The sequence below is a fragment of the Chromobacterium sp. CCUG 76385 genome (genome assembly GCF_059916625.1).
Window position 1 is genome coordinate 33,769 of record NZ_JAUCGU010000002.1, and the last position, 25,475, is coordinate 59,243.

The 25,475-nt window shown below is 63.7% G+C and carries 27 protein-coding genes; 20 read left to right on the forward strand and 7 right to left on the reverse strand.

Annotated elements, in window-relative coordinates; all coding sequences use genetic code 11:
- Positions 1 to 124: 124 nt before the first annotated feature.
- Positions 125 to 775 carry a TetR/AcrR family transcriptional regulator gene (locus tag QUG01_RS01970; RefSeq protein ID WP_307913716.1) on the forward strand — a complete coding sequence of 217 codons (651 nt, stop codon included), beginning with the start codon at positions 125 to 127 and terminating at the stop codon, positions 773 to 775.
- 150 nt (positions 776 to 925) lie between these two features.
- Here the strand turns inward: QUG01_RS01970 and QUG01_RS01975 are convergent, their stop codons facing one another.
- The gene (locus QUG01_RS01975) at positions 926 to 2,008 is read right to left on the reverse strand and encodes a porin (RefSeq protein ID WP_500828650.1); all 1,083 of its coding nucleotides are present in this window, start codon (positions 2,006 to 2,008) and stop codon (positions 926 to 928) included.
- 571 nt (positions 2,009 to 2,579) lie between these two features.
- On the opposite strand from QUG01_RS01975, the gene QUG01_RS01980 reads away from it, so the two are divergent.
- On the forward strand, positions 2,580 to 3,461 hold the full coding sequence (locus QUG01_RS01980) for a Rossmann-like and DUF2520 domain-containing protein (RefSeq protein ID WP_500828651.1): 882 nt from the start codon (positions 2,580 to 2,582) through the stop codon (positions 3,459 to 3,461).
- Here the strand turns inward: QUG01_RS01980 and pncB are convergent.
- From pncB to QUG01_RS01995, 3 genes are read right to left on the reverse strand one after another with little or no spacing between them, the layout of a single operon-like run.
- On the reverse strand, positions 3,439 to 4,647 hold the full coding sequence (gene pncB / locus QUG01_RS01985; protein WP_500828652.1) for a nicotinate phosphoribosyltransferase: 1,209 nt from the start codon (positions 4,645 to 4,647) through the stop codon (positions 3,439 to 3,441). The two genes, QUG01_RS01980 and pncB, sit on opposite strands and share 23 nt — an antisense overlap.
- Positions 4,648 to 4,659: 12 nt before the next feature.
- Positions 4,660 to 5,364: an SAM-dependent methyltransferase gene (locus QUG01_RS01990; protein ID WP_500828653.1), complete on the reverse strand. Its 705-nt coding sequence runs from the start codon at positions 5,362 to 5,364 to the stop codon at positions 4,660 to 4,662.
- Entirely contained in the window at positions 5,361 to 5,942 is a 582-nt protein-coding gene (locus QUG01_RS01995; RefSeq protein WP_500828654.1) for a Maf family protein, read from the reverse strand. The genes QUG01_RS01990 and QUG01_RS01995 overlap by 4 nt, the downstream gene beginning before the upstream one ends.
- Positions 5,943 to 6,060: 118 nt before the next feature.
- On the opposite strand from QUG01_RS01995, the gene QUG01_RS02000 reads away from it, so the two are divergent.
- From QUG01_RS02000 to QUG01_RS02050, 11 genes are all read left to right on the forward strand, one after another.
- Entirely contained in the window at positions 6,061 to 6,564 is a 504-nt protein-coding gene (locus QUG01_RS02000; RefSeq protein ID WP_500828655.1) for a YceD family protein, read from the forward strand.
- Between the two features lie 45 nt (positions 6,565 to 6,609).
- The gene (rpmF, locus tag QUG01_RS02005) at positions 6,610 to 6,789 is read left to right on the forward strand and encodes a 50S ribosomal protein L32 (protein WP_011136965.1); all 180 of its coding nucleotides are present in this window, start codon (positions 6,610 to 6,612) and stop codon (positions 6,787 to 6,789) included.
- 57 nt (positions 6,790 to 6,846) lie between these two features.
- Positions 6,847 to 7,884: a phosphate acyltransferase PlsX gene (gene plsX, locus QUG01_RS02010; RefSeq protein ID WP_500828656.1), complete on the forward strand. Its 1,038-nt coding sequence runs from the start codon at positions 6,847 to 6,849 to the stop codon at positions 7,882 to 7,884.
- Positions 7,885 to 7,889: 5 nt separating this feature from the next.
- Positions 7,890 to 8,849 (forward strand): beta-ketoacyl-ACP synthase III, encoded by a 960-nt coding sequence (locus QUG01_RS02015; protein WP_071109554.1) that lies wholly within the window; start codon positions 7,890 to 7,892, stop codon positions 8,847 to 8,849.
- A gap of 129 nt (positions 8,850 to 8,978) precedes the next feature.
- Positions 8,979 to 9,908: an ACP S-malonyltransferase gene (fabD, locus tag QUG01_RS02020; protein ID WP_500828657.1), complete on the forward strand. Its 930-nt coding sequence runs from the start codon at positions 8,979 to 8,981 to the stop codon at positions 9,906 to 9,908.
- 87 nt (positions 9,909 to 9,995) lie between these two features.
- Entirely contained in the window at positions 9,996 to 10,733 is a 738-nt protein-coding gene (gene fabG, locus QUG01_RS02025) for a 3-oxoacyl-ACP reductase FabG (protein ID WP_307913720.1), read from the forward strand.
- A gap of 109 nt (positions 10,734 to 10,842) precedes the next feature.
- Positions 10,843 to 11,082: an acyl carrier protein gene (gene acpP, locus QUG01_RS02030; protein ID WP_103319235.1), complete on the forward strand. Its 240-nt coding sequence runs from the start codon at positions 10,843 to 10,845 to the stop codon at positions 11,080 to 11,082.
- A gap of 165 nt (positions 11,083 to 11,247) precedes the next feature.
- Positions 11,248 to 12,489: a beta-ketoacyl-ACP synthase II gene (gene fabF, locus QUG01_RS02035; RefSeq protein WP_500828658.1), complete on the forward strand. Its 1,242-nt coding sequence runs from the start codon at positions 11,248 to 11,250 to the stop codon at positions 12,487 to 12,489.
- Positions 12,490 to 12,626: 137 nt separating this feature from the next.
- Complete coding sequence (locus QUG01_RS02040; protein ID WP_500828659.1) at positions 12,627 to 13,919, forward strand: aminodeoxychorismate synthase component I; 1,293 nt, start codon at positions 12,627 to 12,629, stop codon at positions 13,917 to 13,919.
- On the forward strand, positions 13,919 to 14,731 hold the full coding sequence (gene pabC / locus QUG01_RS02045; protein WP_500828660.1) for an aminodeoxychorismate lyase: 813 nt from the start codon (positions 13,919 to 13,921) through the stop codon (positions 14,729 to 14,731). Before QUG01_RS02040 ends, pabC begins: the two co-directional genes overlap by 1 nt.
- Before the next feature lie 154 nt (positions 14,732 to 14,885).
- The gene (locus QUG01_RS02050; protein WP_500828661.1) at positions 14,886 to 16,052 is read left to right on the forward strand and encodes a dicarboxylate/amino acid:cation symporter; all 1,167 of its coding nucleotides are present in this window, start codon (positions 14,886 to 14,888) and stop codon (positions 16,050 to 16,052) included.
- A 345-nt stretch (positions 16,053 to 16,397) separates the two neighbouring features.
- Here QUG01_RS02050 and QUG01_RS02055 read toward each other — a convergent pair whose 3' ends face one another.
- Positions 16,398 to 16,658 carry a DUF4936 family protein gene (locus QUG01_RS02055; protein ID WP_500828662.1) on the reverse strand — a complete coding sequence of 87 codons (261 nt, stop codon included), beginning with the start codon at positions 16,656 to 16,658 and terminating at the stop codon, positions 16,398 to 16,400.
- 81 nt (positions 16,659 to 16,739) lie between these two features.
- Between QUG01_RS02055 and QUG01_RS02060 the strand changes: the two genes are divergently transcribed.
- Positions 16,740 to 17,630, forward strand: coding sequence for a prephenate dehydrogenase (locus QUG01_RS02060; protein WP_500828663.1), 891 nt, complete (start codon positions 16,740 to 16,742; stop codon positions 17,628 to 17,630).
- Here the strand turns inward: QUG01_RS02060 and QUG01_RS02065 are convergent.
- Positions 17,627 to 18,514, reverse strand: a complete 888-nt coding sequence (locus tag QUG01_RS02065) for a LysR family transcriptional regulator (RefSeq protein WP_500828664.1) — start codon at positions 18,512 to 18,514, stop codon at positions 17,627 to 17,629. The two genes, QUG01_RS02060 and QUG01_RS02065, sit on opposite strands and share 4 nt — an antisense overlap.
- Positions 18,515 to 18,617: 103 nt before the next feature.
- On the opposite strand from QUG01_RS02065, the gene QUG01_RS02070 reads away from it, so the two are divergent.
- The 3 genes from QUG01_RS02070 (at position 18,618) to QUG01_RS02080 (ending at position 21,575) form a co-directional block, all read left to right on the forward strand.
- Positions 18,618 to 19,874, forward strand: coding sequence for an MFS transporter (locus tag QUG01_RS02070; RefSeq protein WP_500828665.1), 1,257 nt, complete (start codon positions 18,618 to 18,620; stop codon positions 19,872 to 19,874).
- A 390-nt stretch (positions 19,875 to 20,264) separates the two neighbouring features.
- Positions 20,265 to 20,969 carry a hypothetical protein gene (locus QUG01_RS02075; protein WP_500828666.1) on the forward strand — a complete coding sequence of 235 codons (705 nt, stop codon included), beginning with the start codon at positions 20,265 to 20,267 and terminating at the stop codon, positions 20,967 to 20,969.
- A gap of 12 nt (positions 20,970 to 20,981) precedes the next feature.
- A complete protein-coding gene (locus QUG01_RS02080; RefSeq protein ID WP_500828667.1) occupies positions 20,982 to 21,575 on the forward strand; it encodes a C39 family peptidase in 594 nt (197 codons plus the stop codon).
- 47 nt (positions 21,576 to 21,622) lie between these two features.
- Here QUG01_RS02080 and miaA read toward each other — a convergent pair whose 3' ends face one another.
- Positions 21,623 to 22,600, reverse strand: coding sequence for a tRNA (adenosine(37)-N6)-dimethylallyltransferase MiaA (miaA, locus tag QUG01_RS02085; RefSeq protein ID WP_500828668.1), 978 nt, complete (start codon positions 22,598 to 22,600; stop codon positions 21,623 to 21,625).
- Between the two features lie 118 nt (positions 22,601 to 22,718).
- Between miaA and QUG01_RS02090 the strand changes: the two genes are divergently transcribed.
- From QUG01_RS02090 to QUG01_RS02100, 3 genes are all read left to right on the forward strand, one after another.
- Positions 22,719 to 23,237: a GNAT family N-acetyltransferase gene (locus QUG01_RS02090; protein WP_500828669.1), complete on the forward strand. Its 519-nt coding sequence runs from the start codon at positions 22,719 to 22,721 to the stop codon at positions 23,235 to 23,237.
- Between the two features lie 81 nt (positions 23,238 to 23,318).
- Positions 23,319 to 23,951 (forward strand): SMC-Scp complex subunit ScpB, encoded by a 633-nt coding sequence (gene scpB / locus QUG01_RS02095; RefSeq protein ID WP_103320201.1) that lies wholly within the window; start codon positions 23,319 to 23,321, stop codon positions 23,949 to 23,951.
- Between the two features lie 36 nt (positions 23,952 to 23,987).
- The gene (locus QUG01_RS02100; RefSeq protein ID WP_500828670.1) at positions 23,988 to 25,409 is read left to right on the forward strand and encodes a pseudouridine synthase; all 1,422 of its coding nucleotides are present in this window, start codon (positions 23,988 to 23,990) and stop codon (positions 25,407 to 25,409) included.
- Positions 25,410 to 25,475 lie beyond the last annotated feature (66 nt).

The window sequence follows — 25,475 nt, forward strand, 5'->3', positions numbered from 1 at the left end:
GGGAGAGAGGAGCGCCGGGCTATTGGCGTGTCTAGCTTGTTCTTAGAATGTGCCCACCCTCGCTTGGGCGCGCGGTTTCGCGTATCATGCGGCGGACTTGGGACGATAAATGATAAAACAATAGATGCAAACCAGACGAACACAGCAAAGCCGCAGGGAGTCCACCATAGGGAAACTGGTGGAGGCGGCGATAGAATGCCTGATGGAGTGCGGCTATCACGGCACCAGCGTACAACTGATCTGCAACCGCGCCGGCGTGTCGCAAGGCGCGCTGTTCCGTCATTTCGCCACCAAGAACGAGTTGATGCTGCCGGTGGGGCGCAAGGTGGTGGACGATATCTTCGACGCCGCGCTGACGCTGGCTGGCCAGCAGCCGCCGGGCATGGCGGAAGAGGAGCGTATCGTCGGGCTGATGCGGGCGCTGGTGATGTCGCCGCGCCACATCGTGCTGCTGGAATTGCTGATGGCGGCCCGGACGACGCCGGACTTGCGCGATATTTTCCTCGGCAGCGCCAGCACCTATTTCCGCGACCGCTTCGTCGCCTTGATGGCCTCGCTGTTCCCGCGCTACGCCATTTCCACCGGCTTTTTCGCCACGCTGCTGACCATGATGACCACCATGCACGGCATGGCGCTGTACCGCACCCTGGCCGAGCATCCGGAAGGCGACAGAATGCGCGAGCAGTGGCTGCAGGCCGCGCTGCGCACGGAACTGGAGCGGATACGGGAAGAGGGCGCGGATACGCGCAACCCGGTGTACCAGCTGCCGTTCTGATGCCGGTTTGATTGCAATAAAAACCGCTGCCTCGCGTAGCGGTTTTTCTTTGGCCGGAGAGGCTTGTTTCCGTTTGGCCATAGAAAAAGACCCGCCAAGGCGGGTCTTTTCTGCTTCTGCGTTCGCAGGTTCTTGCGTCGAACCGTTGAATTAGAAGTTGTGAACCATATTCAGGCCGAAGGACTTCTGGGTCTTGATGTCGCCATCCTTGGGCTTGATCTGGCCATATTGAGCGCCAACGGTGGTGCGCTTGGACAGAGCATAGTCAGCACCCAGCAGGAACTGGTCATAGCCAGTGTTCTTTTGCTTCGCGCCGTTGACCTTGATGTCATCGCCGTGAGCGTAGGTGAACTTCGGAGTGATGGCGCCGAAGGTGTAAGCAGCGGTCAGCGCGTACTCTTGGGTCTTCACTTCGTCAGTCAGGTTGCCGCCAGCTACGTAGCCGCCGTACAGGTTGGCCCAGCCAGAACCGATCACGTCATAGCCACCCTTTTCTTGCTGGTAGCCGAAGCCTACGAACAGGTTGTTGGCGTTGTAACCAACTTCCAGGCGATGCTTGTCGTTAGCCTTGTAAGAAGTTTGGGTGTAAACGTTGGTCACCGGAGCCGAGAAACCAGTGTTTGCCTTGGATTCATGGGTGTAGGCGTATTTGCCGAAGAAGCCGCTGTTTTCGTAGCCCAGGCCGATGTTGGATACTTCGCGATCCTTGGAGCCAGCGGACTTGTCTTCCTTAGTGCCGTACTGGATGGCGGCGGTCAGGCCCGGAACGATGGCCGGCAGGTCGTAGCGTACGGAGTTCTTCAGGCGGGTAGCGTCGCGGGTGAAGATGCCCAGACCCAGGTTGTTGCTGTTGTAAGTCCAAGCATCAACCAAGCCCATGTCGCTGTCCAGGTAGTTGGACACGTTGCCGAAGCGCAGGGTACCCAGGTTGCTCTGCAGGCCCAGGAAGGAGTTACGGTTAGCGAAGGTGCCGGAGCTGGAAGCACCGTATTGATCCTTGTTGCCGTCGATAGCGAAGCCGGTTTCAACTTGCCAGATGGTCTTCAGGCCATTGCCCAGATCTTCGGAACCCTTGAAGCCGATGCGGGAACCCAGGTCGTCGATGTTGGTTACCTTGGTGGAACCGTTGTCGTTGTATTCAACGCCGCCCTTGATGGCGCCGTAGATGGTTACGTCAGCAAAAGCGGCAGCCGGCATGGAGGCTACCAGCAGGGCGATCAGACTCTTTTTCATGGTCAAGTCATCCTTAGTTGGTTTAGGAATGTGAGCAAATGCTATTGGCTGGGTTGTGAAAATGCAACTATGAGGACTGGGAAGTGTTGCTGATGAGCAACTTGTGTTGGGTTTCTGCAAACGGAAAATTCGTTTTTGCTGCTGGTAAGTTGTTGAATAGTATTGGTTTGTAATGTTGGGTCTGTGGCGGTCTATTTCTGTTGCAAAAATACATCAAAGCGCAGGCGGTGCCGTTTTACAATGGTTTACACGGTATGGGTAGCTGTAATTGGATAAAAAAAAGCCCGCGCTTAAGGGCGGGCTTGAAAAATCAACGTGACTTGAAGTGAATTCAGGCGGTGCGGATTGCATCTACTTGAATTCGCTAGCGAACATAGTAAAAGAAAGCGGAAACTATGTAAATGGAGCAATTGTTCCAATGGTGTTTCATTTCTATGAAGATATTTGTATTAAGTTTTTGTTTTTAAATGAAAATAAGTGATAGGTCGCCTGAGGTGTTTCGGTGTGAAACTGTTGCATTCCGGCCATTCTTGCCGGGGTGGCAAGGTCTGGCGGATGGGAACCTATATATATGGTTGAACTGAGTGTGATTGGCGCGGGCCGGGTGGGGCGCAGCCTGGCGCGTCTGGCGCATCTGTCTGGCGCTTGCCGGGTGGTGGATGTGGCTGGGCGCAGTGAGGCCTCCTTGGCGGAGGCGCGCGACTTCATCGGCGCGGGGCGGGTGGTTGCGGATTGGCGCGCGCTGGCGCCGGCTGATTTTTATTTGCTGGCGGTGCCGGATGCGGCCATTGCCGACTGCGCGCGCGAGTTGGCTAGGGCGGGCGCGGCGCCTGCCGGCAGTGTGGTGTTTCATGCCAGCGGCGCCTGCGAGGCTTCGCTGTTGGCGCCGCTGGCGGAGCAGGGGGTGTTGCTGGCCAGTCTGCACCCGGCATTCTCTTTTGCCGAACCTGAGCGGGCGGTGGCAGGTTTTGCCGGGACGCTGTGCGCGCTGGAGGGCGATGAGCTGGCTTGCCAGCGTTTGGAGCAACTGGCGCGGCTGCTGGGCGGTAGGCCGTTTCGGCTGGCGCTGGGCGGCAAGGCGGCTTATCACGCCGGTTTGTCGGTGGCTTCCAATTATCTGGTGGCGTTGACGGCGATGGCGGAGGGCTTGGAGCGCCAGGCTGGGGTGCCGGCCGAGCTGTTGGGCGATCTGTTGGGCGGCTTGATGCGGCAGACGCTGGACAATGCGATGGCCTTGGGGCCGTATCAGGCGCTGACCGGGCCTATCCTGCGCGGCGACGTCGAAACGGTGGCCAGCCATCTGGCGGTGTTGCCCGATGCCGCCGCGCGGGCGGCGTATCGGGCCATGGGTTGGCAGACGCTGGCGCTGGCTGGCGACCGGCTGGCCGAGCCGGCGCGCCAGCGTTTGCGCGCGCTGCTGGAAGGCTCGTCTAGCGCGGAGCGGGAATCTTGAAGACCTGGCGCAGGTAGGCGAGAAAGGTTTCGTCGCTGCACATGATCTTGCCTGGGCTGTCGGACAGCTTGGCCACCGGCTGGCCGTTGCAGCTGACCAGCTTCAGCACGATCTGCAGCGGCTCCAGCCCCATATCGTTGGTGAAGTGGGTGCCGATGCCGAAGCTGACCTGGATGTGCGGACTGAAATGGCGGTGCAGGTCCAGCGCGCTGTCCACCGTCAGGCCGTCGCTGAAGGTCAGCATCTTGGTGGCCGGGTCGATGCGCAGCTTGCGGTAGTGGGCGATGGCCTTTTCGCCCCATATATAAGGATCGCCGCTGTCGTGGCGCAGGCCGTCGAACAGTTTGGCGAAGTACAGGTCGAAGTCGGCCAGGAAGGCGTCCATGCCGACGACGTCGGTCAGCGCGATGCCGAGGTCGCCGCGGTATTCCTGCACCCAGGATTCCAGCGCCGCTTTCTGAAAGTCGCGCAGCCGCACGCCCAGCGCCTGGAAGGCCTGGAAGAATTCATGCGCCATGGTGCCGATGGGCGTGATGCCCAGCTTGCGCGCCAGATGCACATTGCTGGTGCCGCGGAAGATTTGCGGCAGCGCCCGGTTTAGCCGTTCCACTACATGGGCTTGCCAATCGCGGCTGAAGCGGCGGCGAGTGCCGAAGTCGGCGATCAGCAGCGGGAAACGCTGGCTGGCGGCTTCTTCGCGCTGGAAGCGTTCCAGGGTGGCGATCTTGGCCTCCAGCCGGCGGCGGCCTTCCTCAAGCACGGCTTCGCCGCCTAGCGGGCGGAAATACAGCTCGTTGACGATGGCCAGCACGAAGATTTCGAAGAACATCGCCTGCACCATCGGCCCCTTGATCAGGATGGCCAGCTGCTCGCCGTCTTCGGTCACGCTGATGAAGCGGCGTTGCAGGTGGAACAATTCCAGGTAATCGACGAAATCGCTCTTGATGAAGCGCAGGCCGCGCAGGTAAGCCAGCTCTTCCTGCCGGAAGCGCAGCTGGCACAGCAGGTCCAGCTGTTCTTCCAGCTGGGCTTTCAGTTGCGACAGCGGCGTGTCGGGGTGATTGCGGCAGCGGAACTCGTATTCGCCATGCGCGGCCGGGAATTGGTGCAGCACCACCTGCAGCATGGTGAACTTGTACAGGTCGGTATCCAGCAGCGACTGGATGATGGGCTTGGTCTTGGGCATGGCGTCGCTTCTTCAGGCGGCGTGGATCACGAAAATGGCTGGGCGCTTGTGCAGGTCCGGCGCGTCCTTGGGCCAATCCTGCACGCGATGGCTGACGATGGTCTGCGTGGGCAGCGTCAGGTCGCAGGCTACCGCAAGCCGGGTGCTGGGCGCCAGCGTTTCACGCAGCTGCGCCAGCAGCGCGTTGTTGCGATAGGGGGTCTCGATGAAGAGCTGGGTCTCGTTGTGCTGGCGCGAACGCTGCTCCAGCTCCTTCACCCGCTTGGCCTTTTCCGCCGCGTCCACCGGCAGGTAGCCGTGGAAGGCGAAGCATTGGCCGTTGGCGCCGCTGGCCATCAGCGCCAGCAGGATGGACGAGGGGCCGATCAACGGCTCGACGCGGATGCCGTGGCGGTGCGCCAGCGCCACCAGCTGCGCGCCGGGGTCGGCCACGGCCGGGCAGCCGGCTTCGGAGATCAGGCCGACATCGTGGCCGGCCTGCAGCGGCGCGAGCAGGGCGGCGACGTCCGCTTCCTTGGTATGCTCGTTCAGCGTGCGCATGGCCAGATCGCGGATGGGTGTGGTCACGCCCAGCGCCTTCAGGTGCTTGCGCGCGGTTTTTTCCGCCTCCACCACGAAGTGGGTGAGGTGCACGACCTTGGCGCGCTCGCCCTCCGGCAGCCAGGCGACGGTTTCATCGCCCAGCGGGGCGGGAATCAGGAATAGCGTGCCGCTCATTTCAGCACCTCCACGCCCTCGTTGGCCAGCATGGTGATCAATTGGAACAACGGCACGCCGATCAGCGCGTTGGGATCGTCGGATTCCACCTTTTCCAGCAGCGCGCCGCCCAGTCCTTCGCTCTTGGCGCTGCCTGCGCAATGCAGGGCGTCGGGCTCGCGGGTCAGGTAATTGCGGATCTGCGCTTCGCTCAGTTGCCGCAGCGTCACGCGGGTGAGGCCCACGCCTTCCTGCAGCCGGCCGCTGTGGCTGTTGTACAACGCCAGCGCCGAGTGGAACACCACGGTGCGGCCGCTCATCCACTTCAGCATTTCCACGCCGTTTTCGAAGCTGCCGGGCTTGCCGATCTGCTGGCCGTCCAGCAAGGCTACCTGGTCGGAGCCGATGATCAGCGCGTCCGGGTGTTTGGCAGCCAGCGATTGCGCTTTGGTGCGGGCCAGGCGCACCGCGGTTTGCAGCGCGGTTTCGCCTGCTAGCGGCGTCTCGTCGCAGATCGGTGGTTCGGCTTGGAAAGGCAGGCCCAGGCGGGCGATGATTTCTTGGCGATAACGGGAGGTGGAAGCCAGTACGATGTGCATGTTTCGAGCCTGGTGGCGGCAGGGCGCGGCGCTGTTGCCGCGGCGCGGACGACGGCGGTTTGCGCCTGCCTTGTTTCTTTTGACAAATCAGGGGAATGGATTGTACCATGCGGAGTTTATGTCTAAACCGATTTTGATTGATCCGCTCAAGTTCGCCCGGGAGGGCCGCTCGCTGTCCGGCGCATTGCCGGTTGGCGGGCTGGACGAGCGCGTTCATGGCGACCTGTCGGACACCTCTGGCGAGGTGTCCTACCAGCTCGACGGCTTTCGCGACGAGTTGCAGCGCCTCGCTCTGCGCATCCGCCTGACGGCGGAGCTGCAAGTCACCTGCCAGCGTTGCCTGGATGGCATGCCGTTCAGCCTGGACACCGACTCGGTGCTCACGCTGTTCGCCAGCCAGGAAAAACTGGATGAAGCCTGCGAGCAGGACGAGGAACTGGACGCCATTCTCGCCGAACCCGAACTGGACGTGATTGCGCTGATCGAAGACGAAATCATCATGGGCTTGCCGCATTCGCCGAAACACGACGAATGCAGCAGGGATACTCTCTCGCTCGCCAAGGCTGACAAGCCCAACCCGTTTGCGGTGCTGGCGGCGCTTAAGAGACCCAAGTCCGAGTAACCCTGATTCGCATTAGAATCTACTTGAATTTCTTAGGAGTCGACCATGGCTGTTCAACAAAACAAAAAGTCCCCGTCCAAGCGCGGCATGCATCGTGCACACGATTTTCTGACCGCTCCGGCCCTGGCAGTTGAAGCCAGCACCGGCGAAGCCCACCTGCGTCACCACATCAGCCCGAACGGCTTCTACCGTGGCCGCAAGGTTGTGAAGACCAAGGGCGAGTAATCTCCCCGTCCTCACTTCCTTTCCTTTTTTGGTAGGCACTTTATACCGCACTCGTTGATGACTATCACCGTCGCGGTTGATGCTATGGGCGGTGACGTTGGCCTCAAGGTCACCGTCCCGGCATCGATCCAATTCCTGCAAGACCACCCCGACACCCATCTGATTCTCGTAGGCGACCAGCCAGCCCTTGAGGCGGAACTGTCCCTGCATGCGGGCGCCGTGCGTGAGCGCATCCTCATCCAGCATGCCACCCAAGTGGTGGGCATGGACGAGGCGCCTCAGCTCGCCCTGAAGAACAAGAAGGATTCGTCAATGCGGGTGGCGATCAATCTGGTCAAGGAAGGCAAGGCGCAAGCCGCCGTCTCCGCCGGCAATACCGGCGCGCTGATGGCCACCGCGCGTTTCGTCCTCAAGACCATTCCAGGCATCGACCGTCCCGCCATCGCCAAGCTGCTGCCCAATGTCAAGGGCACTTCCTGCGTGCTGGATCTGGGCGCCAACGTCGATTGCACCCCAGAACAACTGTTGCAGTTCGGCATCATGGGTTCCGAACTGATGGCCTGCCTGCAAGGCAAGACCAACCCCAGCCTCGGCCTGCTGAACATCGGCAGCGAAGACATCAAGGGCAACGACAACATCAAGAAGACTGCCGAACTGCTGCGCCAGTCGGAGCTGAATTTCTACGGCAACGTGGAAGGCGACGACATCTGCAAGGGCACGGTGGATGTGGTAGTCTGCGACGGTTTCACCGGCAATGTGGCGCTCAAGACAGCTGAGGGGCTGGCGCACATGTTCGCCGTATTCCTGAAGGAAGAGTTCGGCCGCAGCTGGTGGACGCGCCTGTGCGCGCTGGCCGCGCTGCCGGTGCTGGCGCTCTTCAAGAAGCGCATCGATCCGCGCCGCTACAACGGGGCCAGCTTGCTGGGCCTGCGCGGCATCGTGGTGAAAAGCCACGGCGGCGCCGATGTCACAGGATTCCGTTACGCGTTGGCGCAGGCATGCGAGGAGGCCGGCTCCGACGTGATTGGTCACATCGCCGAACGGGTTGCTAAACAACTAGACAACCTCAAGCAATCCGAGGCAGAAGCGAACTGACATACATGGGCTATTCCCGCATTCTCGGCACCGGCAGCTACCTGCCGTCCCAGGTGCTCACCAATGCGCAATTGGCCGAACGCGTGGAGACCAGCGACGAGTGGATTGTCACTCGCACTGGCATCCGCGCGCGCCATATTGCCGACGAGCAGCACAAGACCAGCGACCTCGCCTTGAGGGCGGCCGAAGCCGCCATCGCCAGCGCTGGCATAGACAAGGACGAGATCGACCTGATCATCGTCGCCACCACCACCCCGGACATGATCTTCCCCAGCACCGCCTGCATTCTGCAGGAGAAGCTGGGCCTGCCCGGCGTGCCTGCGTTTGACGTGCAGGCCGTCTGCGCCGGCTTCATCTACGCGCTGAACACCGCCAACGCCTATATCAAGAGCGGCATGGCGAAGAAAGCGCTGGTGGTGGGGGCGGAGATCATGTCGCGCGTGCTGGATTGGGATGACCGCCGCACCTGCGTGCTGTTCGGCGACGGCGCCGGCGCAGTCGTGCTGGGCGCCTCTGACGAGCCGGGCATCCTGCATGCCAAGCTGGCGGCCGATGGCCGTTACCAGGGCTTGCTGAATACGCCGGCGCAGATTTCCGGCGGCAAGATCCAGGGCATGCCGTATCTGCACATGGACGGTCCGGCGGTATTCAAATTCGCTGTCAAGTCCTTGTCCGAGATCGCCATGTCCACGCTGGCCGAGGCCGGCGTGGAGAAATCCGCCGTCGATTGGCTGGTGCCGCACCAGGCCAATCTGCGCATCATCGAATCCACCGCCAAACACCTGGGTTTGTCCATGGACAAGGTCATCGTCACCTTGCCGGAGCAGGGCAATACCTCTGCGGCCTCCATCCCGCTGGCGCTGGACGTCGCCGTGCGCGATGGCCGCATCCAGCGCGGGCAGACTGTGCTGCTGGAGGGGATAGGCGGCGGTTTTGCCTGGGGCGCCGCGCTGCTGATCTTTTGATAAGCGGATGACGCGAAAAAACGCATTTCGCCGCCGATTCGCCGATTATCAGCGGTTTTTTTGATCGGCGGGCTTGGCAGCGAGGGGCGTCTTGCGTCATCCTTTGCGTCGAATTCAGTGGAGTCGACAATGACTTTTGCATTTCTGTTTCCCGGTCAAGGCTCGCAGAGCCTGAAAATGATGGATGGCTTCGCCGACCTGCCGGTCGTGCAGCATACCTTCGAAGAAGCTTCCGACGCGTTGTCGGTGGATTTGTGGGCCATGTTGCAGGCCGATAGCGCCGATGCCATCAACGCCACCGTCAATACCCAGCCCATCATGCTGGCCGCCGGTTACGCCACGTATCTGGCGTGGCAGGAGCTGAACGGCAAGCAGCCGGCCGTCGTCGCCGGCCACAGTCTGGGCGAGTACACGGCCCTGGTGGCTGCCGGCGCGTTGCCGTTCGCCGAAGCCATCAAGCTGGTGCGCCTGCGCGCCGAGGCCATGCAGGCTGCCGTGCCGGCCGGCACCGGCGCGATGGCCGCCATCCTGAACCTGTCCGACGACGACATCCGCGCCGCTTGCGCGGAGGCGGCGCAGGGCGAGGTGGTGGAGCCGGTCAACTTCAACTCGCCGGGGCAGGTGGTGATCGCCGGCCACAAGGCCGCGGTGGAGCGGGCGATGGAAGCATGCAAGGCCAAGGGCGCCAAGCGCGCGCTGCCGTTGCCGGTTTCCGTGCCGTCGCATTGTTCGCTGATGCGCCCTGCCGCCGAACGTCTGGCCGAGGCGCTGCGCGAGGTGAACCTGAACGTGCCGGCTATCCCGGTGCTGCACAATGCCGATGTGGCCAGCTACAGCGATCCGGCGCAAATCCGCGACGCGCTGACCCGTCAGCTGTACATGCCGGTGCGCTGGACCGAAACCATCCAGAAGCTGGCCGGCGACGGCATCCTGCTGATGGCGGAATGCGGTCCCGGCAAGGTGCTGGCGGGCCTGGCCAAGCGCATCGACGGCAACGTCAAGTGCCTGACCTTGACCGATCGCGCCTCGCTGGAAGCCGCCAGCGCCGAGCTGGCCTGAGCACCCATTGACAGCGGGTTGGCCTGAGGCTGGCCCGCGGCGATCCGCGCTGCATGGCGCGGGCGCCGACCATAAGGAGACATATTGATGAGTCTGCAGGGCAAAGTAGCGCTGGTGACCGGCGCGTCCCGCGGCATTGGCGCGGCCATCGCCGACGCCTTGGCCGCCGAAGGCGCGATTGTCATCGGCACCGCTACGTCGGAATCCGGCGCGGCTGCGATCCATGAGCGTCTGTCCGGCAAGGGCGGCGCCGGCCGCGTGCTGAACGTGACCGAGGCGGGCGCGGTCGAGGCGCTGGTGGAGGCGGTGGAGAAGGAATTCGGCGCCATCGCCGTGTTGGTCAACAATGCCGGCATCACCCGCGACAATCTGTTGATGCGGATGAAAGAAGACGATTGGGACGCCATCATGGACACCAATCTGAAGTCGGTGTTCAAGACGTCCAAGGCCGTGATGCGCGGCATGATGAAGGCCCGCACCGGCCGCATCATCAACATCGCCTCCGTGGTGGGCGCGATGGGCAACGCCGGCCAAGCCAACTACGCCGCCGCCAAGGCGGGCATCATGGGCTTCACCAAGTCCATGGCGCGCGAGGTGGGCAGCCGCAACATCACCGTCAACTGCGTCGCGCCGGGCTTCATCGACACCGACATGACCCGCGCGCTGCCGGAAGCGCAGCGCGAGGCGCTGGTGGGGCAGATCGCCCTGGGTCGTCTGGGCGACGCCAAGGACATTGCCGATGCCGTTGTATTTTTGGCGTCGGATCGGGCCGCGTACATCACGGGTCAGACATTGCATGTAAATGGTGGCATGCTGATGCCATAAACTGGTCCGGCAAATGTCCGGATGAGATTTAGGTAGGCTGCTCTAATTTTTTTTTGTAGAATACCGGGGTTTTGTGATCCCGAATCAGAAAGGTCAAGGGTTTAAACAAATGGAAAACATCGAAGCGCGCGTTAAGAAGATCGTCGCCGAACAACTGGGCGTGAACGAAGCCGAAGTGAAGACCGAGTCCTCCTTCGTGGACGATCTGGGCGCCGACTCGCTCGACACCGTTGAGCTGGTAATGGCTCTGGAAGAAGAGTTCGAGTGCGAAATTCCGGACGAAGAGGCCGAGAAGATCACGACCGTTCAGCAAGCCATCGACTACGTCACCGCTCATCTGAACAAATAATCCCTTTCTTCGGGACCAGGACCTCTGCCCGGTGCTGCTTCGGCTCGCCCGCAGAGGTTCTTTTGTTATGAGGATTCCAAACGTGCGTTTGAATTGCGCGCTTGCGCAATCGACTCGCTTGGTTTCAACGGGAGACTGCCCTCCCATCTCTCACGGAGATTCTTCGTGTCCAAACGCAGAGTAGTAGTCACCGGCCTGGGTCATGTGTCCCCGGTCGGCAATGATGTCGCCACGGGTTGGGCCAATCTGCTGGCCGGCAAGAGCGGCATCGCCAAGATCACCCGTTTCGACGCCAGCGACATGGCGTGCCAGATCGCGGGCGAAGTCAAGGATTTCGACATCGCCCAGTACATCTCGCCCAAAGAAGCGCGTCGCAACGACCTGTTCATCCATTACGGCATCGCCGCGGCCTTCCAGGCCATCGCCGATGCGGGCCTGGATGACATCCCGGGCCTGGACAAGACCCGCGTCGGCGTCAATATCGGTTCCGGCATCGGCGGCTTGCCGCTGATCGAGGACACCGGCGTGGCGCTGATGGAAGGCGGTCCGCGCAAGATCGGTCCGTTCTTCATTCCGGGATCGCTGATCAACCTGATCGCCGGCCAGGTGTCCATCCTGAAGGGCTTCCAGGGGCCGTCCTATGGCATCGTGTCCGCCTGCACCACCGGCGCGCACTGCATAGGCGACGCCGCGCGCCTGATCCAGTACGGCGACGCCGACATCATGGTGGCCGGCGGCGCCGAGGGCGCGATCTCGCGCCTGGGCATCGGCGGCTTCGCCGCGATGAAGGCGCTGTCCACCCGCAACGACGATCCGGCAGGCGCGTCCCGTCCTTGGGACAAGGGCCGCGACGGCTTCGTGATGGGCGAGGGCGCCGGCGTGCTGGTGCTGGAAGAGTACGAGCATGCGGTGAAGCGCGGCGCGACGATTTACGCCGAGCTGATCGGCTTCGGCATGAGCTCGGACGCGTATCACATCACCGCGCCGAATGCCGAGGGTCCGGCCCGCGGCGTGGCCAACGCGCTGCGCGACGCCGGCATCAACGCCGACCAAGTGCAGTACGTCAACGCGCACGGCACCTCCACGCCGCTGGGCGACGCCAACGAGACCAACGCCATCAAGATGGCGTTCGGCGACCACGCCGGCAAGCTGGTGGTCAATTCCACCAAGTCGATGACCGGCCACTTGCTGGGCGGCGCCGGCGGCGTGGAGGCGATCTACACCATCCTGGCCATCCACAACCAGATCTCGCCGCCGACCATCAATCTGGTCGAGCAGGATCTGGAAGCGGGTTGCGATCTCGATTACGTGGCCAACACCGCGCGTGAAATGAAGATCGACGTGGGTATCTCCAATTCCTTCGGTTTTGGCGGCACCAACGGCACGCTGGTGTTCAAGCGCGTGTAAAACCGTCGCGCAAGCGATTGACAGACCGAACCGCTGCGCTACACTCGCAGCGGTTTTTCTTTTTTCCGCCGCCGTGCGCAAGGTTGGCCGGCGGAGGTCGTAAATCAGTGCCGGGCCTTGCCGGCCCAGGACTCCCGATGTTCACGCAGAAACTCGATTTCATTCCCGACTTGTTGGCGCTGCACGTCTCCGATCGCGAGAATTTCCCGTACTTGATGCAGTCGTCCGGCGACAGCGGCTGGGACTTGCTGCTGATGCAGCGCGAGCGGCGCGTGTTCCGCAGCGGCGAGGGCCAGGCGTTTCTCGAGCAGATGCGCGCCTTCCAACCGCGGCCGGTGGCCAATCCGCATGGACTGCCCTTTGTCGGCGGCTGGTTTGTCTATCTTGCCTACGACCTGTTGTCCGAGTTTGAGCCGCGCGTGCCGGCCGCCTTGCCCGATAGTTTTCCACTGGCCGTATGGGCGCGCGCGCCGGCGGCGGTGCTGGTGGACCGCGTCCACAACGAAGCCTGGCTGGTCGGCGAGACGGCCGAGGACTGGCACCGGCTGGAGCGCCTGGTCGGCGCGTGTCCGGCTTTTGAGCCGGCAGCGGTAGCGCTGAACGCGCTGGAAGAAGACCCGCCGCAGTGGTACACCGACGCGGTAGTCCGCCTCAAGCGCTACATCTACGAAGGCGATGTGTTTCAGGTCAACATCTCGCGCGGTTGGCGCGCCGAACTGGCCGACGGCATCGCCGCGCCGGATCTGTACGCCGCGCTGCGCCGAGCCAACCCGGCGCCGTTCTCGGCCTTGGCGGACTTTGGCGACGCGCAGATCGTCAGCTCGTCGCCAGAACGCCTGGTACGGGTGCAGGACGGCTGGGCCGAGACGCGGCCGATCGCCGGCACCCATCCGCGCTCGCCGGACCCGGCGGAAGACGCCGCGCTGAAGCAGCGGCTGATCAGCAGCATCAAGGAGCGCGCCGAGCACGTGATGCTGATCGATCTGGAACGCAACGATCTGGGCCGCATCTGCCGGCCGGGCACGGTGGAGGTCAACGAGCTGATGGCGGTGGCCAGCTACGCCTATGTCCACCATATCGAATCGAATGTGCGCGGCCGGCTGCGCGACGATGTCGCGCCGGCGGACGTGCTGCGCGCGCTGTTCCCCGGCGGCACCATCACCGGCTGCCCCAAGGTGCGCACCATGCAGATCATCCGCGAGCTGGAAAACGGCGCGCGCCGCGCCTATACCGGCAGCCTGGGTTATCTGAACCGCGACGGCAGCATGGACTTCAACATCCTGATCCGCACCTTCATGCAGGAAGGCAGCCAGCTGCGCTTCCGCGCCGGCGGCGGCATCGTGGCCGACTCCGATCCCGAGCGCGAGCTGATGGAAACCCGCCACAAGGCGCGCGGCTTGCTCAGAGCGCTGGGCGTGGAGCAGGCTTGATGGCCATGCTCATCAACGGCCTGCCGGGCGAAATGGTCTCGGCCTTGGATCGCGGCTTCAATTACGGCGACGGCGTGTTCCGCACCCTGCAGCTGCGCCATGGCCGGCCGTGGATGTGGCGCTGGCAGTACGCGCGGCTGGCCGACGACGCGGCGCGGCTGCGGCTGGAAGCGCCGGACGAGCAGTTGCTGCTGGACGAGCTGATGGCGCTGGGGCGCCAGCATGAGTCGGCGGTGGCCAAGATCGTGCTGACGCGCGGCATCGGCGCCCGCGGCTACGCGATGTCGGCGGCCGGTGCGCCGACGCGCATCGTATCAGTCTCGCCATGGCAGGGCTACCCGCAAGAATATGGCGAGCAGGGCGTCGCGGCGCGCTGGTGCGAGCTGCGCCTGTCCATCCAGCCGGCGCTGGCCGGCGTCAAGCATCTGAACCGGCTGGAGAATGTGCTGGCGCGTTCCGAATGGGACGACCCGGCCATTCAGGAAGGGCTGTTGCTGGATCAGGACGGCTGGCTGGTTGAGGGCACCATGAGCAATGTCTACCTGCTGCGCGGGCGGCAGCTGCTGACGCCTAGGCTGGATCGCTGCGGCGTAAACGGCGCGGTGCGAGATTGGTTGACGGACAATGTTTCTGATTTCGGACTTGAATTTATGGAAATGCGACTTTCCGCCGCCGATTTGATTGACGCTGACGCGGCCTTTCTCTCCAATAGCCTGATGGGCATCTGGCCGCTGGCCCGCTTGGGCGAGCGCGTCTGGACGCCTTCCCTTTTGCTGCAAGCATTGCGGCAAGCCTTGTTACAACAAGCCTGAAGCCTGGCGTCGGAGGGACAAACCGGCGCCGCGTTCCGCCTGCCGTCTCGGCGGGTCTCCCCTCATCGCATGCCATCCGGCCTGGACCGGAGCGGTGATGCTTTGCCTGCGCGCGGCGGATATGGGCTGATACAACGGACAAAGAGGTCGTGTTTTGAAATTGATTCTGAAATTGCTGGCCGGCATGGCGCTGGGCATGCTGCTCGGCCTGTACGCGCCGGACCCGGCGCAATCCTTGCTGCTGACCTTCAAGGGCCTGTTCGGCCAATTCATCGGTTTCATGATCCCGCTGATCATCGTGTTCTACATCATGCACGGCATCGCGTCGCTGGAGAGCGGCTCCGGCCGCATGCTGGGCTGGACCGTCGGCCTGGCCTATGGCTCCACCGTGCTGTCCGGCGCGCTGGCCTTCGGCGCCGCGTCGACCGTGTTGCCGCAGTGGGTGGGCGAGGCGGCCCAGACGCCGGTTGCGGCCAGCGCCATCGCGCCGCTGTTCAAGCTGGAGATCAAGCCCTTGTTCGATGTGATGACGGCCCTGACTCTGGCCTTTGTCTTCGGACTGGGCATTTCCGCCACCGGCGCGACGCGCCTGCACGAGATGGCGGAGCAGGGCAAGGACATCGTCGAGAAAGTGTTGGCCCGCGTGCTGGTGCCGCTGCTGCCGGCTTATATCGCCTGCGTCTTCGCCGACATGGCCGCCGCCGGCACCGCCTTCGCCACCTTGCAGACCTTTGCCGTGGTGCTGCTGCTGGCCATCGGTCTGCACGCGCTGTGGTTGACGCTGCTGTACGGCGTCAGCGGCCTGCTGCTGGGGCGCAATCCGTTCTCGCTGCTGCGCGCCATGCTGCCGGCCTACTTCACCGCGCTGGGCACCATGTCGTCCGCCGCCACCATTCCGGTGGCGCTGCGCTCGGCCGGCAATATGAAGGTGGCCTCGCCGGTGGTGAACTTTGTCATGCCCTTGTGCGCCACCATCCACCTGTGCGGCTCCACCATCACCCTGGTCAGCTGCGCCACGGCGGTAATGCTGATGACGGAGGGCCTGGCGCTGCCGGGCTGGGATGTCATGCTGCCATTTATCTTGCTGTTGGGCGTGACTATGGTGGCGGCGCCGGGCGCGCCCGGCGGCGGCGTGATGGCGGCGTTGGGCATCCTGTCCAGCGTGCTGGGCTTCCCAGAGGCCGCGCTGGCGCTGATGATCGCGCTGTATCTGGCGCAGGACAGTTTCGGCACCGCCTGCAATGTGGCGGGCGATGGCGTGATCGCGCTGTGGGTGGAGCGGCTGGCGCTGCGCGCCGAACCTGCCATGCAAAACGGTTAACGGTGATTTGCAAAGCAGAACAAGTGATTTGGTGGAGGCGGCCGCGTTCGGTATATTGCTTGCCATGACCGAGTCGCCAGGCGCAAGCCGGGCATGAGTTTCGGTTTCTCTCGTGAATCGTGTTTCTTTCGGCCGGGCTTGCGCCCGGCCTTTTTCTTGTTTAGGGGCTGTTGACGCTTGCTGCGTGGATCGCGTTTGCGCTTCGCCAAACCTGAAGGGCCGGGCGCCTTTCGCGACGACTCTTCGTTGTTCCGCGCTGGCAGAGAATGAAATGCGGCGCGCGAAACGCCTCGATTCGTCGCAAAACGCATCCCGGCGCGACCGCTCACAAAACGTCAACAGCCCCTAGAGCGGCTGGAACCATTCCTCATGCGCCGGCATCGCCAAGTGGTGGCGCTGACGCGCGGCCTGCCAGGCGCCGCGGAAGGCGTCCCGGTCCGCGATGCCGGCATACACCTCCATCCAGGTCGTTTCATCGTCGCAGCGCCGCAGCAACTCGCCCGTCCAGCCCACGGCGGCCAGTTCGCGCTGCAGCGCGCGCAGTCTTTGCAGCTGCGCCTCGGCATCGGTTTCGACTTTGAAATAGCAATACAGCGTGACGGTCATGTCGGTCTCCAGACTGGCCTGATCGGGAAAATCGCTTATGATAGACCTTCGCGCCGCGCGGGTGGCGGCAGAACAAGGGGGATGCAGGTGCAGCAGCAGATAGACACGCTGGTGGTGGCGGGCGTCGGCCTGATCGGCGGCTCGTTCGCGCTGGCGCTCAAGCGCGCCGGCCGGGTGCGCCGGGTCATCGGCGTGGGCCGCACGCAAGCCAATCTTGAGAACGCGCTGGCGCTGGGCGTGGCCGACGAGGTGACGCAGGACATCGCCAGCGTGTCGCATCGCGCCGACATGGTGCTGCTGGCCGCGCCGGTGGGGCAGATGGGCGCCTTGATGCGGGCGCTGGCGCCGGGGCTGCGGCCGGGCGCCATCGTCACCGACGGCGGCAGCACCAAGAGCGATGTGGCGGCGCTGTATCGCGAGCATCTGCCGCAGCATCTGCCCTGGTGCGTGCCGGCGCACCCGATCGCCGGGTCGGACTTGTCCGGCGCCGCCGCCGCGCAGTACGGCTTGTACGAGAACCGCCGCGTGGTGCTGACGCCGCTGGACGAGACGCTGCCAGAGGCGGCTCACGCCGTGGCTGAGCTGTGGCGCGCCTGCGGCGCGGAAATCCATGCCATGAGCGCGGCCGAGCACGACGCGGTGTTCGCCAGCGTCAGCCATCTGCCGCATTTGCTGGCCTTCGCCTATGTCGATCAGGTGGCGGCCAAGGCCGACGCCGAACGCTGCTTCGACTTTGCCGCCACCGGCTTTCGCGATTTCACCCGCATCGCCGGCAGCCATCCGGAAATGTGGACCGACATCAGCCTGGCCAACCGCGACGCCTTGCTGGCCGAGCTGGCGGACTACCGCGCCAACCTGGAGCGCTTGTCAGCCTTGCTGGAGCAAGGCGACGCGGCCAGTCTGAATCAATTGTTCAGCGAAGCGCGCGCCGCGCGCACGCGCTGGCATCAGCAGTTTTTGCGCAGGGGCTAGTTTTCAGTCTCCACTCCGGCCAAAAAATTGGCCACCAGCGGCGAATCTTCGTCGCGGCGGGTGGCGATGCCCATCGACAGGTAGGCGTCCGCGTCCGACAGCGGCACATAGCTCACCGCGGGGATCTGCACGCACTCCAGCGGGGACGGCAGGATGGCGGCGCCGACGCCGGCCGCCACCAGCCCGATCTGGGTGATCGCCTCTCCCGCCTCCTGCACCACGTTCAACTCCAGTCCATTTTGCCGCGCCAGCTGCAGAATCACGTCGCGCAGGCCGGCGCCGGATTCCTGCGGATAGCCGATCAATGGCTCGCGCGCCAGTTCGGCCAGCGCCACGCTGCCGGCTCGCGCCAGCGGGTGCGCGCGCGGCAGCACGGCCAGCAGGCGGTCGCGGTGCAACTCCCTGACTTGAATCCGCGCGCTGGGCGCGGGGCCGTTGAAGCGGACGAAACCCAAGTCCAGCTGGCCGCGCTCCAGCGCGTCGAACTGGCCGGCGGTGAACATTTCGCGCAGCGTCAGCCTGACGTCTGGGTAGGCGGCGCGGTAGTGTTGCAGGCTGTGGTGCAGGATGGGGGTGAGCGGCAGCGAGGAGGTGAAGCCGATACGCAGCTCGCCGATCTCGCCATCGGCCGCTCGCCGGGCGGCTGCAACGGCGGCGGCGCTGTCGGCCAGGATCTGCCGCGCGCGGGGAAGAAACTGGCGGCCAGCGGCGGTCAGCTCCACTTTGCGTTGGTGGCGGCGGAACAGCGCCACGCCCAGTTCCGCTTCCAGCGCCTGGATCTGCTGGCTCAAGGGCGGCTGGCCGATGTGCAGGCGTTCGGCGGCGCGGGTGAAGTGCAGTTCTTCGGCTACCGCCAGGAAATAGCGCAGATGTCGCAGTTCCATGATTAATATTTTATAAGTATCAATGATGATTTAAATATATATTGGACTGCTGCAATGGCCAAGCCTAAGCTGGCGGTGTTGTCAGTTTCATGAGATTGTCGCCGTGTCCACCCCCCTTTCCGCTACTGTCTTGTCCCCATCTGTTGCCGCCGCTGCAGCATCGCCTGTCGGCAAGCTGCACGTTGGCAGCCCGGCGTTTCGCGCCACGTCCCGCGCCATGTTTGTCGGCGGTTTCTGCACTTTCGCCATGCTGTACTGCACCCAGCCCCTGATGCCGGTATTCGCGCACGACTTTGGCTTGACCCCCGCCGCCGCCAGCGGCGTGGTGTCGATGTCCACCGGCACGCTGGCGCTTAGCCTGATCCCGGCCAGCCTGCTGTCGGATCGTTTCGGCCGCCGCGCCTTGATGAATGGCGCGCTGGCGCTGGGCGCGCTGCTGACGCTGCTGTCGGTGTTTGTCGGCAGTTTCGGGCAGCTTATCTGGCTGCGAGCGCTGTTCGGCGTGGCGCTGGCAGGCCTGCCGGCGGTGGCGATGGCGTATCTGAGCGAGGAGGTGGACGGCAAGTCGCTGGGCCACTCCATGGGGCTGTATATCGCCGGCAACGCGCTGGGCGGCATGTGCGGCCGGTTTCTGGCCTCGGTGCTGGCCGATCATTTCGGCTGGCGCGGCGCAGTGCTGGCTTTGGCCTTGCTGGGCGGAGTGGGCGCCTGGCTGTTCTGGCGCTGGTTGCCGCCATCGCGCCATTTCCAGCCGCGCGCGCATGATTTTGGCCGCATGCGGCGGGAATGGAAGGCCATCGTTGGCGACGGCGGCTTGCCGTGGCTGTTTCTCACCGCTTTCCTGCTGATGGGCTGTTTCGTCAGCCTGTACAACTATCTGGGCTTCCGTTTGCTGGCGGCGCCTTTTCACCTGAGCCAGAGCATGCTGGCGCTGGTGTTTTCGCTGTATGTGGTGGGCATCTGGTCGTCGGCCTGGGTGGGGCGGCTGGCGGACCGGCTGGGTCGCCGCAACGTGTTGTGGCTGATGGTGGCGATGATGCTGGCTGGCCTGGCGCTGACCTTGGCCGACACCTTGTGGCTGATGGTGCCCGGCATCGCCTTGTTCACTTTCGGCTTCTTCGCCGGCCATTCGGTGGCCAGCAGCTGGATAGGCCTGCGGGCCAGGGAGGCCAAGGCCATGGCTGCGGCGCTGTATCTGAGTTGCTATTACCTCGGCTCCAGCGTGTATGGCTCGCTATCCGGCCTGATGTGGGGGCGCGGCGGCTGGCATGGCGTGGCCGCGGTGCTGGCTGGCGGTTTGTTGCTGCTGCTGGCGGTGGCCTGGTGGCTGCGGCGTTTGCAGCCGCTGCCGCAGCGCTGAGCGCGACTTCAGGCAACAGCCCCGCGATTAACCGCGGGGCTTTATTCTGCGTGTTTGCCATCGGGCTATGACGGATGGTGGGCGTCGCGCGAGCAGTCCGGTAGTGCAACGCGCTGCGATGCGCATCAGGCCATTCTCAGGCCTGGGGCAATAGGAGCCTGGCGACAGTTTGGGTGCTGACCTTACGGGCAGGTTTTATCTGATAGGCCACTTTAATACCACGCGGCAAGCGACTGAATTGTCGATATTTTCAAAAATAAATCAATGAGATGTATGTTTTTCCACGGATTGGGACGCGCAATTTCTGCTGCTATGACTATCAGCATGCTCATGGTATGCCATGGGCAGGTATTGAACTGCAAACGCGTTCCAACTCTGGGGAGTCGAAACATGCAGTCGAAATCCGTGATCATGGCGGCCTGGCTGGGCCTGGCCGTTCTCGCCGGCGGCAGCGCGCCGGCCCACGCGGCGTCATTATCCGCCGCGCAACTGGCCGAGCAGCAAACCGGTGCCGCCGCGGCGGCCAGGCAAGGCCTGGACGCTTTCGTCAGGCAGAACGGGCAGGCGTTCGGCAATCGTCTGCCGGAAGGCTTTCCGCTGGAGGTGGCGGATGGCCGCGCGCTGGCGTCTTTGCGCGTCGGCGCCGGTTTTCCGGTATACAGCGTGACGCCGCAACAACTATTGGCGACCGATGCCGATCTCAGCCGCCAAATGGCGCCCACCGGCGCCTGGCGCTTCACCGTGTATCAGCAACAGCGGCCGGTTGGCCTGGTGACGGTGGAAAAGGTGGCGGGCCGCTGGCAAGCGGTGTCCTATGGCGCGGCCGGGCTGGCTAAGGATCTGGAGTCCTTGCGCGCGGCTTATGGCGATGGCGGCCGGGCCGCTACCCGTTTCCTGCGGGTCTACCAGGCGCAATCGGATTTTCTGGAGGTGACGCCGGCCGGCGGCAAGCCGCGCTTCGCCGCGCTGACTTCAGCCAATGCGTCGCTGCAACTGCAACGCCAGGCCGATGGCGGCGCTGTCCTGCTGGACGGCGCGCAGTTGCTCGAACCGCTGCGCGCCGTGGTGCGCAGCAATCTTTCCAGCTGGCGCTGAGGGGAGGCCATCATGATGAATATGCATCTGGGCAAGACCATTCTGGCGGCGGCCATGCTGGCCGGCGCCGTTGCCGCGCAGGCCGACAGCAAAGTGCTGGGCGTGCCCTTGACGGTGCAGGAGCATAGCCAATGGTGCTGGGCCGGCTCCAGCAAGGCGGTGCTGGCCTGGTACAAGCAGACGCCGAGCCAGTGCGCCATCGTCAACTGGGCATTCGGCATCAACTACGCTTGCGGCAACAGCAACTTCAACTGGAACAGCGACGCCAACAGCCCTAATAATATGTTCGGCGGCGGAGGCAGCCTGCAGGACATCCTGAGCAACTGGGGCGTGTCCAATTACGCGGTCTACGACTATCTGTCCTGGACGCATGTGCAGCAGGACATCCAGGCCAACCGGCCATTTGTGATCCGCTATGGCTGGACCAGCGGCGGCGGCCATTTCATCGTAGGCCGCGGCTACCAGAGCGGCAGCGGCGGCAGTTACGTCTACATGATGAATCCGTGGCCGGGGGAGGGCATGACTTACGCCTTGTACGACAATGTGGTATCGGCCAGCGATCATGACTGGACCCATACCCTGCGCATGAGCGTCAGCCCCAGATAGACTTGATCGACGATCAAAGACGGCAGCTTGGCGCTGCCGTCTTTGATTCAGAAATCCCCGCCGTAACGCAAAGCGTCCGCCGCGGGGCGCCCGGCCAGGAAGTCTTCCACGGCTGCGGCCAGCAGATCGGCCAAGCCATCCTGCTGCGCGTCCACCGGGATCACCTCCAGGCTGCGCGTCCAGGTCAGCTGGCGTTTGGCCAACTGGCGGGTGGCGGCGATGCCGCGTTCGATGAAGTCGTCGTAGCCATATAGGCCATCTTGATGCTCCCAGGCCTGGCGATAGCCGACGCAGCGCATCGATGGCAGGTCCAGCCTCAGTTCCGGGTAACGGGCGCGCAGCCGGCTGACTTCATCCAGAAAGCCCTGCTCCAGCATCTGGTGGAAGCGTTGGGCGATGCGCGCGTGCAGCCAGCCGCGTTCGCGCGGCACCAGCGCCAGCGGCAGGAAGCGGAAGCTGGCGGCAGCCTCCTTGCCTTGCGCAATCAACTCGGACATGGGCTGGCCGCTGAGCAGGCAAACTTCCAGCGCGCGATGGATGCGCTGCGAATCGTTGGGGTTGAGGCGGGCGGCGGTGGCGGGGTCCAGCGTCGCCAGCCGCGCATGCATGGCGGGCCAGCCCTGCCGGGCGGCGTCGGCATCCAGTTCGGCGCGCAGCGCGGCATCGGCTTGCGGCAGGTCGGACAGGCCTTCCAGCAGCGCCTTGTAATACAGCATGGTGCCGCCGACCAGCAGCGGCAGCTTGCCGCGAGACTGGATATCGGCGATCAGGCGGTTCGCATCGGCATGGAACTGCGCCGCCGAATAGCTTTGCAAAGGGCTGATGATGTCGATCAGGTGATGCGGGCAGGCCGCCATTTCTGCGGCCGTCGGCTTGGCGCTGCCGATGTCCATGTCGCGGTAGACCAGCGCGGAATCGACGCTGATGATCTCCGCGGGAAAACGACGCGCCAGCTCCAGCGCCAGGCCGGTTTTGCCGGAGGCGGTAGGGCCCATCAGCAGAATGGCTTGCGGGGTGTGACTCATGATGTGACTCGCTGCGATACAGGGTGGAATTGTCGCATAGCCGGCGCAGTCATGCGCAAAAGCCTTGACCTCGCCTGCTGGACGTTTACGATGGGAGTATCGGAGCCGGGAGCATGCAATGAGAATCGAAGCCGCCAGCGAAAAACATCTTACCGCGTATCGCCAATACTTCCAGGCTTGCCGCGAGCTGGATTTCGATTATTACCGCGATCTGGCGGATGATGCGGATGCTTGGCTGCGCAAGTTGGTGCGGCATGCCGATGGCGAGGAGATGCCTGCGGGGTGGGTGCCTTGCCAGACCTGGTTTCTGCTGACGCCCGAAGGCGAGATCGTCGGCGCGGCGCGGCTGCGGCATGGCGAAACCCACATGATCCAGGAAAAGATCGGCCATATCGGCTTTGAGGTCTTGCCAAAGTGGCGCGGCAACGGTTACGGCCGCGTGCTGCTGCAATATGTGCAGGCCATCGCCGAACAGCCGGAATGCGGCAACTGGGTGGTGGTGTGCGACGCCGCCAATCCCGCCGCGGTGCGCACCGTGGAAACCTGCGGCGGGCAATTGCTGGAGGATGTGCGGCAAACCGATGGCACGGTGCTGAAGCGCTACAGCCTGACGCCGATAGGCGGTTTGTTTGCGTAGTTTCGCTTGTCGCGAAACTCGTGTAGAATCCACGGCTTCCCGCGCTTTGAAAACCCCTGACTTCCCCGGCACCCCGGTTTAATGTCCACCATTACCGATTTAAAATATCTGAAGATCGTGCTGGAAACGGCTTTGCTGACGGCCCAGGAGCCCTTGTCGGTTTCCCAGTTGAAAAAGCTGTTCACCGAAGACGTCAAGGCTGCGCTGATCAACGATATTCTGGAAGATATCCAGGGAGACTGGCGCGGGCGCGGCATCGAGCTGGTCAAGCTGGCATCTGGCTGGCGCTTTAGGGCCCGAGCCGAATTCACGCCGTATTTGAACCGGCTGAATCCGGAAAAGCCGCCGCGCTATTCGCGCGCGGTGATGGAAACCTTGGCGATCATCGCCTACAAACAACCTGTGACCCGTGGCGATATCGAGGCGATACGAGGCGTATCGGTCTCAACCAACGTGATGCAGACCCTGCTGGAGCGCGGCTGGATCGAAGTCATCGGGCACAAAGACGTACCGGGCCGTCCCGGCCTGTACGCTACGACACGCAAATTTCTGGACGATCTGAGCTTTGTCTCGCTGAACGACCTGCCGCCGCTGGCGGAGTTGGGCAGCTTGGTGGTGCCGGACGTTCAAACGCAGGACCACCGCCCCGATGCGGGCGCAGACGATCTCCCCCTCGACGATGAGGCGGACAATTTAGAGCCAGTCGCGGAATAAGTTTCCGCCAGTTGCTCACATGGAAAGAGCAAACACATGTCTACAAAAGGACAACGTACCCACGCGCGCCAGCCGGTTTCGCGTGTAAAGGGCCGTGAAACTTCCCAGCCGCGCGATAACGCCGGCCGCAGCCAGGGCCAGTCACGCCAGGGCAAGCACCCCGCCGCCGGCGCCCAGCCGCGCTTCCCGCAACAGCAGCCGGGCCAGCAGGCCCGCCGCGGCGGCCCGCGCCAGGCGCGCGACGCCTACGGCAACCCGATCGCACCGGTACAGAATGGCGTGCCGCTGTTCAAGCTGTCTCGTCGCGAGCAGGAGCAGCAGATGCTGGCCGCGGCCAACCGCAAACCGGCCTACACGCGTGACAGCAACGGCGATATCAACGGCAATGTGGCGCTGGATCATGAAAAGCGCTTCGGCAACAAGAACGCCGCGCGTCCGGCCGGTGATCAGGCCGCCAGAGGGCGCAACAGGACCGACGGCGACAAGCCGCAGGCCGAGCAGAACCCGAGGGCCAAGGGCCGCGGCGACGCCAAGCCCAAGCAGCAAGTGCAGCGCGCCAAGAAGCTGCGTCTGCGCAGCCCCAGCCAGGACATCAAGAACAAGGCGCAGAAGCTGAAGGAAGTGCGTGTCGATCTGAACGAGATCGAACCGGTGCGCCTGCAGAAAGCCTTGTCCTCGTCCGGCGTCGGCTCCCGCCGCGAAATGGAAGAATGGATAGAAGCCGGCCTGGTGCTGGTCAACGGCAAGAAGGCCAATCTCGGCGACAAAGTCGGTCCGCACGACAAAGTCACGGTCAAGGGCGATCCGATCAAGCTGAAGTGGCCCGACCGCCTGCCGCGCGTGATCATGTATCACAAGGAAGAAGGCGAAATCGTCACCCGCGACGATCCGGAAGGCCGCGTCACCGTATTCGACCGCCTGCCGCAAGCCAAATCCAGCCGCTGGGTGGCCATCGGTCGCCTGGACGTGAACACCTCGGGCCTGCTGCTGATCACCACCAGCGGCGAACTGGCCAACCGCATGATGCACCCCAGCTTCGAAGTGGAGCGCGAGTACTCGGTGCGCGTGCTGGGCGAGCTGACGCCGGAAATCATGAAGGAAATGACCAAGGGCGTGCAGCTGGAAGACGGCGAGGCGCGTTTCGACCGCATTTTCCAGACCGGCGGCCAGGAAGAGTCGGCCAACCAGTGGTTCAACGTGGTGATCAAGGAAGGCCGCAACCGCGAAGTGCGCCGCATGTTCGAACACTTCGGTCTGACCGTCAGCCGCCTGATGCGCGTACGCTTCGGCAATATCGGCCTGCCGCCGCGGCTGAAGCGCGGCCAGTTCTACGAACTGAACGCCGCCGAAGTGGCCGCCGTGATGAAGTGGTCCAATCTGACCGTGACCGGCGGCAAGAAGACTGGCGGCCAGCGTCGTCCTTCGGCGCGCAAGCCCAAGACTGCGCGCGCCGAGTAAGCGAGATAGCGGCCGGCGTTGGCCGGCCGGCGACGGAACGCGGGCGCGCGCCATCAGGCGGCGCCC

Coding starts and splice junctions, on each gene's coding strand:
- QUG01_RS01970 (WP_307913716.1), top strand. CDS start 125: ATGCAAACCAGACGAACACAGCAAAGCCGCAGGGAGTCCACCATAGGG.
- QUG01_RS01975 (WP_500828650.1), bottom strand. CDS start 2,008: ATGAAAAAGAGTCTGATCGCCCTGCTGGTAGCCTCCATGCCGGCTGCC.
- QUG01_RS01980 (WP_500828651.1), top strand. CDS start 2,580: ATGGTTGAACTGAGTGTGATTGGCGCGGGCCGGGTGGGGCGCAGCCTG.
- pncB (WP_500828652.1), bottom strand. CDS start 4,647: ATGCCCAAGACCAAGCCCATCATCCAGTCGCTGCTGGATACCGACCTG.
- QUG01_RS01990 (WP_500828653.1), bottom strand. CDS start 5,364: ATGAGCGGCACGCTATTCCTGATTCCCGCCCCGCTGGGCGATGAAACC.
- QUG01_RS01995 (WP_500828654.1), bottom strand. CDS start 5,942: ATGCACATCGTACTGGCTTCCACCTCCCGTTATCGCCAAGAAATCATC.
- QUG01_RS02000 (WP_500828655.1), top strand. CDS start 6,061: ATGTCTAAACCGATTTTGATTGATCCGCTCAAGTTCGCCCGGGAGGGC.
- rpmF (WP_011136965.1), top strand. CDS start 6,610: ATGGCTGTTCAACAAAACAAAAAGTCCCCGTCCAAGCGCGGCATGCAT.
- plsX (WP_500828656.1), top strand. CDS start 6,847: ATGACTATCACCGTCGCGGTTGATGCTATGGGCGGTGACGTTGGCCTC.
- QUG01_RS02015 (WP_071109554.1), top strand. CDS start 7,890: ATGGGCTATTCCCGCATTCTCGGCACCGGCAGCTACCTGCCGTCCCAG.
- fabD (WP_500828657.1), top strand. CDS start 8,979: ATGACTTTTGCATTTCTGTTTCCCGGTCAAGGCTCGCAGAGCCTGAAA.
- fabG (WP_307913720.1), top strand. CDS start 9,996: ATGAGTCTGCAGGGCAAAGTAGCGCTGGTGACCGGCGCGTCCCGCGGC.
- acpP (WP_103319235.1), top strand. CDS start 10,843: ATGGAAAACATCGAAGCGCGCGTTAAGAAGATCGTCGCCGAACAACTG.
- QUG01_RS02040 (WP_500828659.1), top strand. CDS start 12,627: ATGTTCACGCAGAAACTCGATTTCATTCCCGACTTGTTGGCGCTGCAC.
- pabC (WP_500828660.1), top strand. CDS start 13,919: ATGGCCATGCTCATCAACGGCCTGCCGGGCGAAATGGTCTCGGCCTTG.
- QUG01_RS02055 (WP_500828662.1), bottom strand. CDS start 16,658: ATGACCGTCACGCTGTATTGCTATTTCAAAGTCGAAACCGATGCCGAG.
- QUG01_RS02060 (WP_500828663.1), top strand. CDS start 16,740: ATGCAGGTGCAGCAGCAGATAGACACGCTGGTGGTGGCGGGCGTCGGC.
- QUG01_RS02065 (WP_500828664.1), bottom strand. CDS start 18,514: ATGGAACTGCGACATCTGCGCTATTTCCTGGCGGTAGCCGAAGAACTG.
- QUG01_RS02075 (WP_500828666.1), top strand. CDS start 20,265: ATGCAGTCGAAATCCGTGATCATGGCGGCCTGGCTGGGCCTGGCCGTT.
- QUG01_RS02080 (WP_500828667.1), top strand. CDS start 20,982: ATGATGAATATGCATCTGGGCAAGACCATTCTGGCGGCGGCCATGCTG.
- miaA (WP_500828668.1), bottom strand. CDS start 22,600: ATGAGTCACACCCCGCAAGCCATTCTGCTGATGGGCCCTACCGCCTCC.
- QUG01_RS02090 (WP_500828669.1), top strand. CDS start 22,719: ATGAGAATCGAAGCCGCCAGCGAAAAACATCTTACCGCGTATCGCCAA.
- scpB (WP_103320201.1), top strand. CDS start 23,319: ATGTCCACCATTACCGATTTAAAATATCTGAAGATCGTGCTGGAAACG.
- QUG01_RS02100 (WP_500828670.1), top strand. CDS start 23,988: ATGTCTACAAAAGGACAACGTACCCACGCGCGCCAGCCGGTTTCGCGT.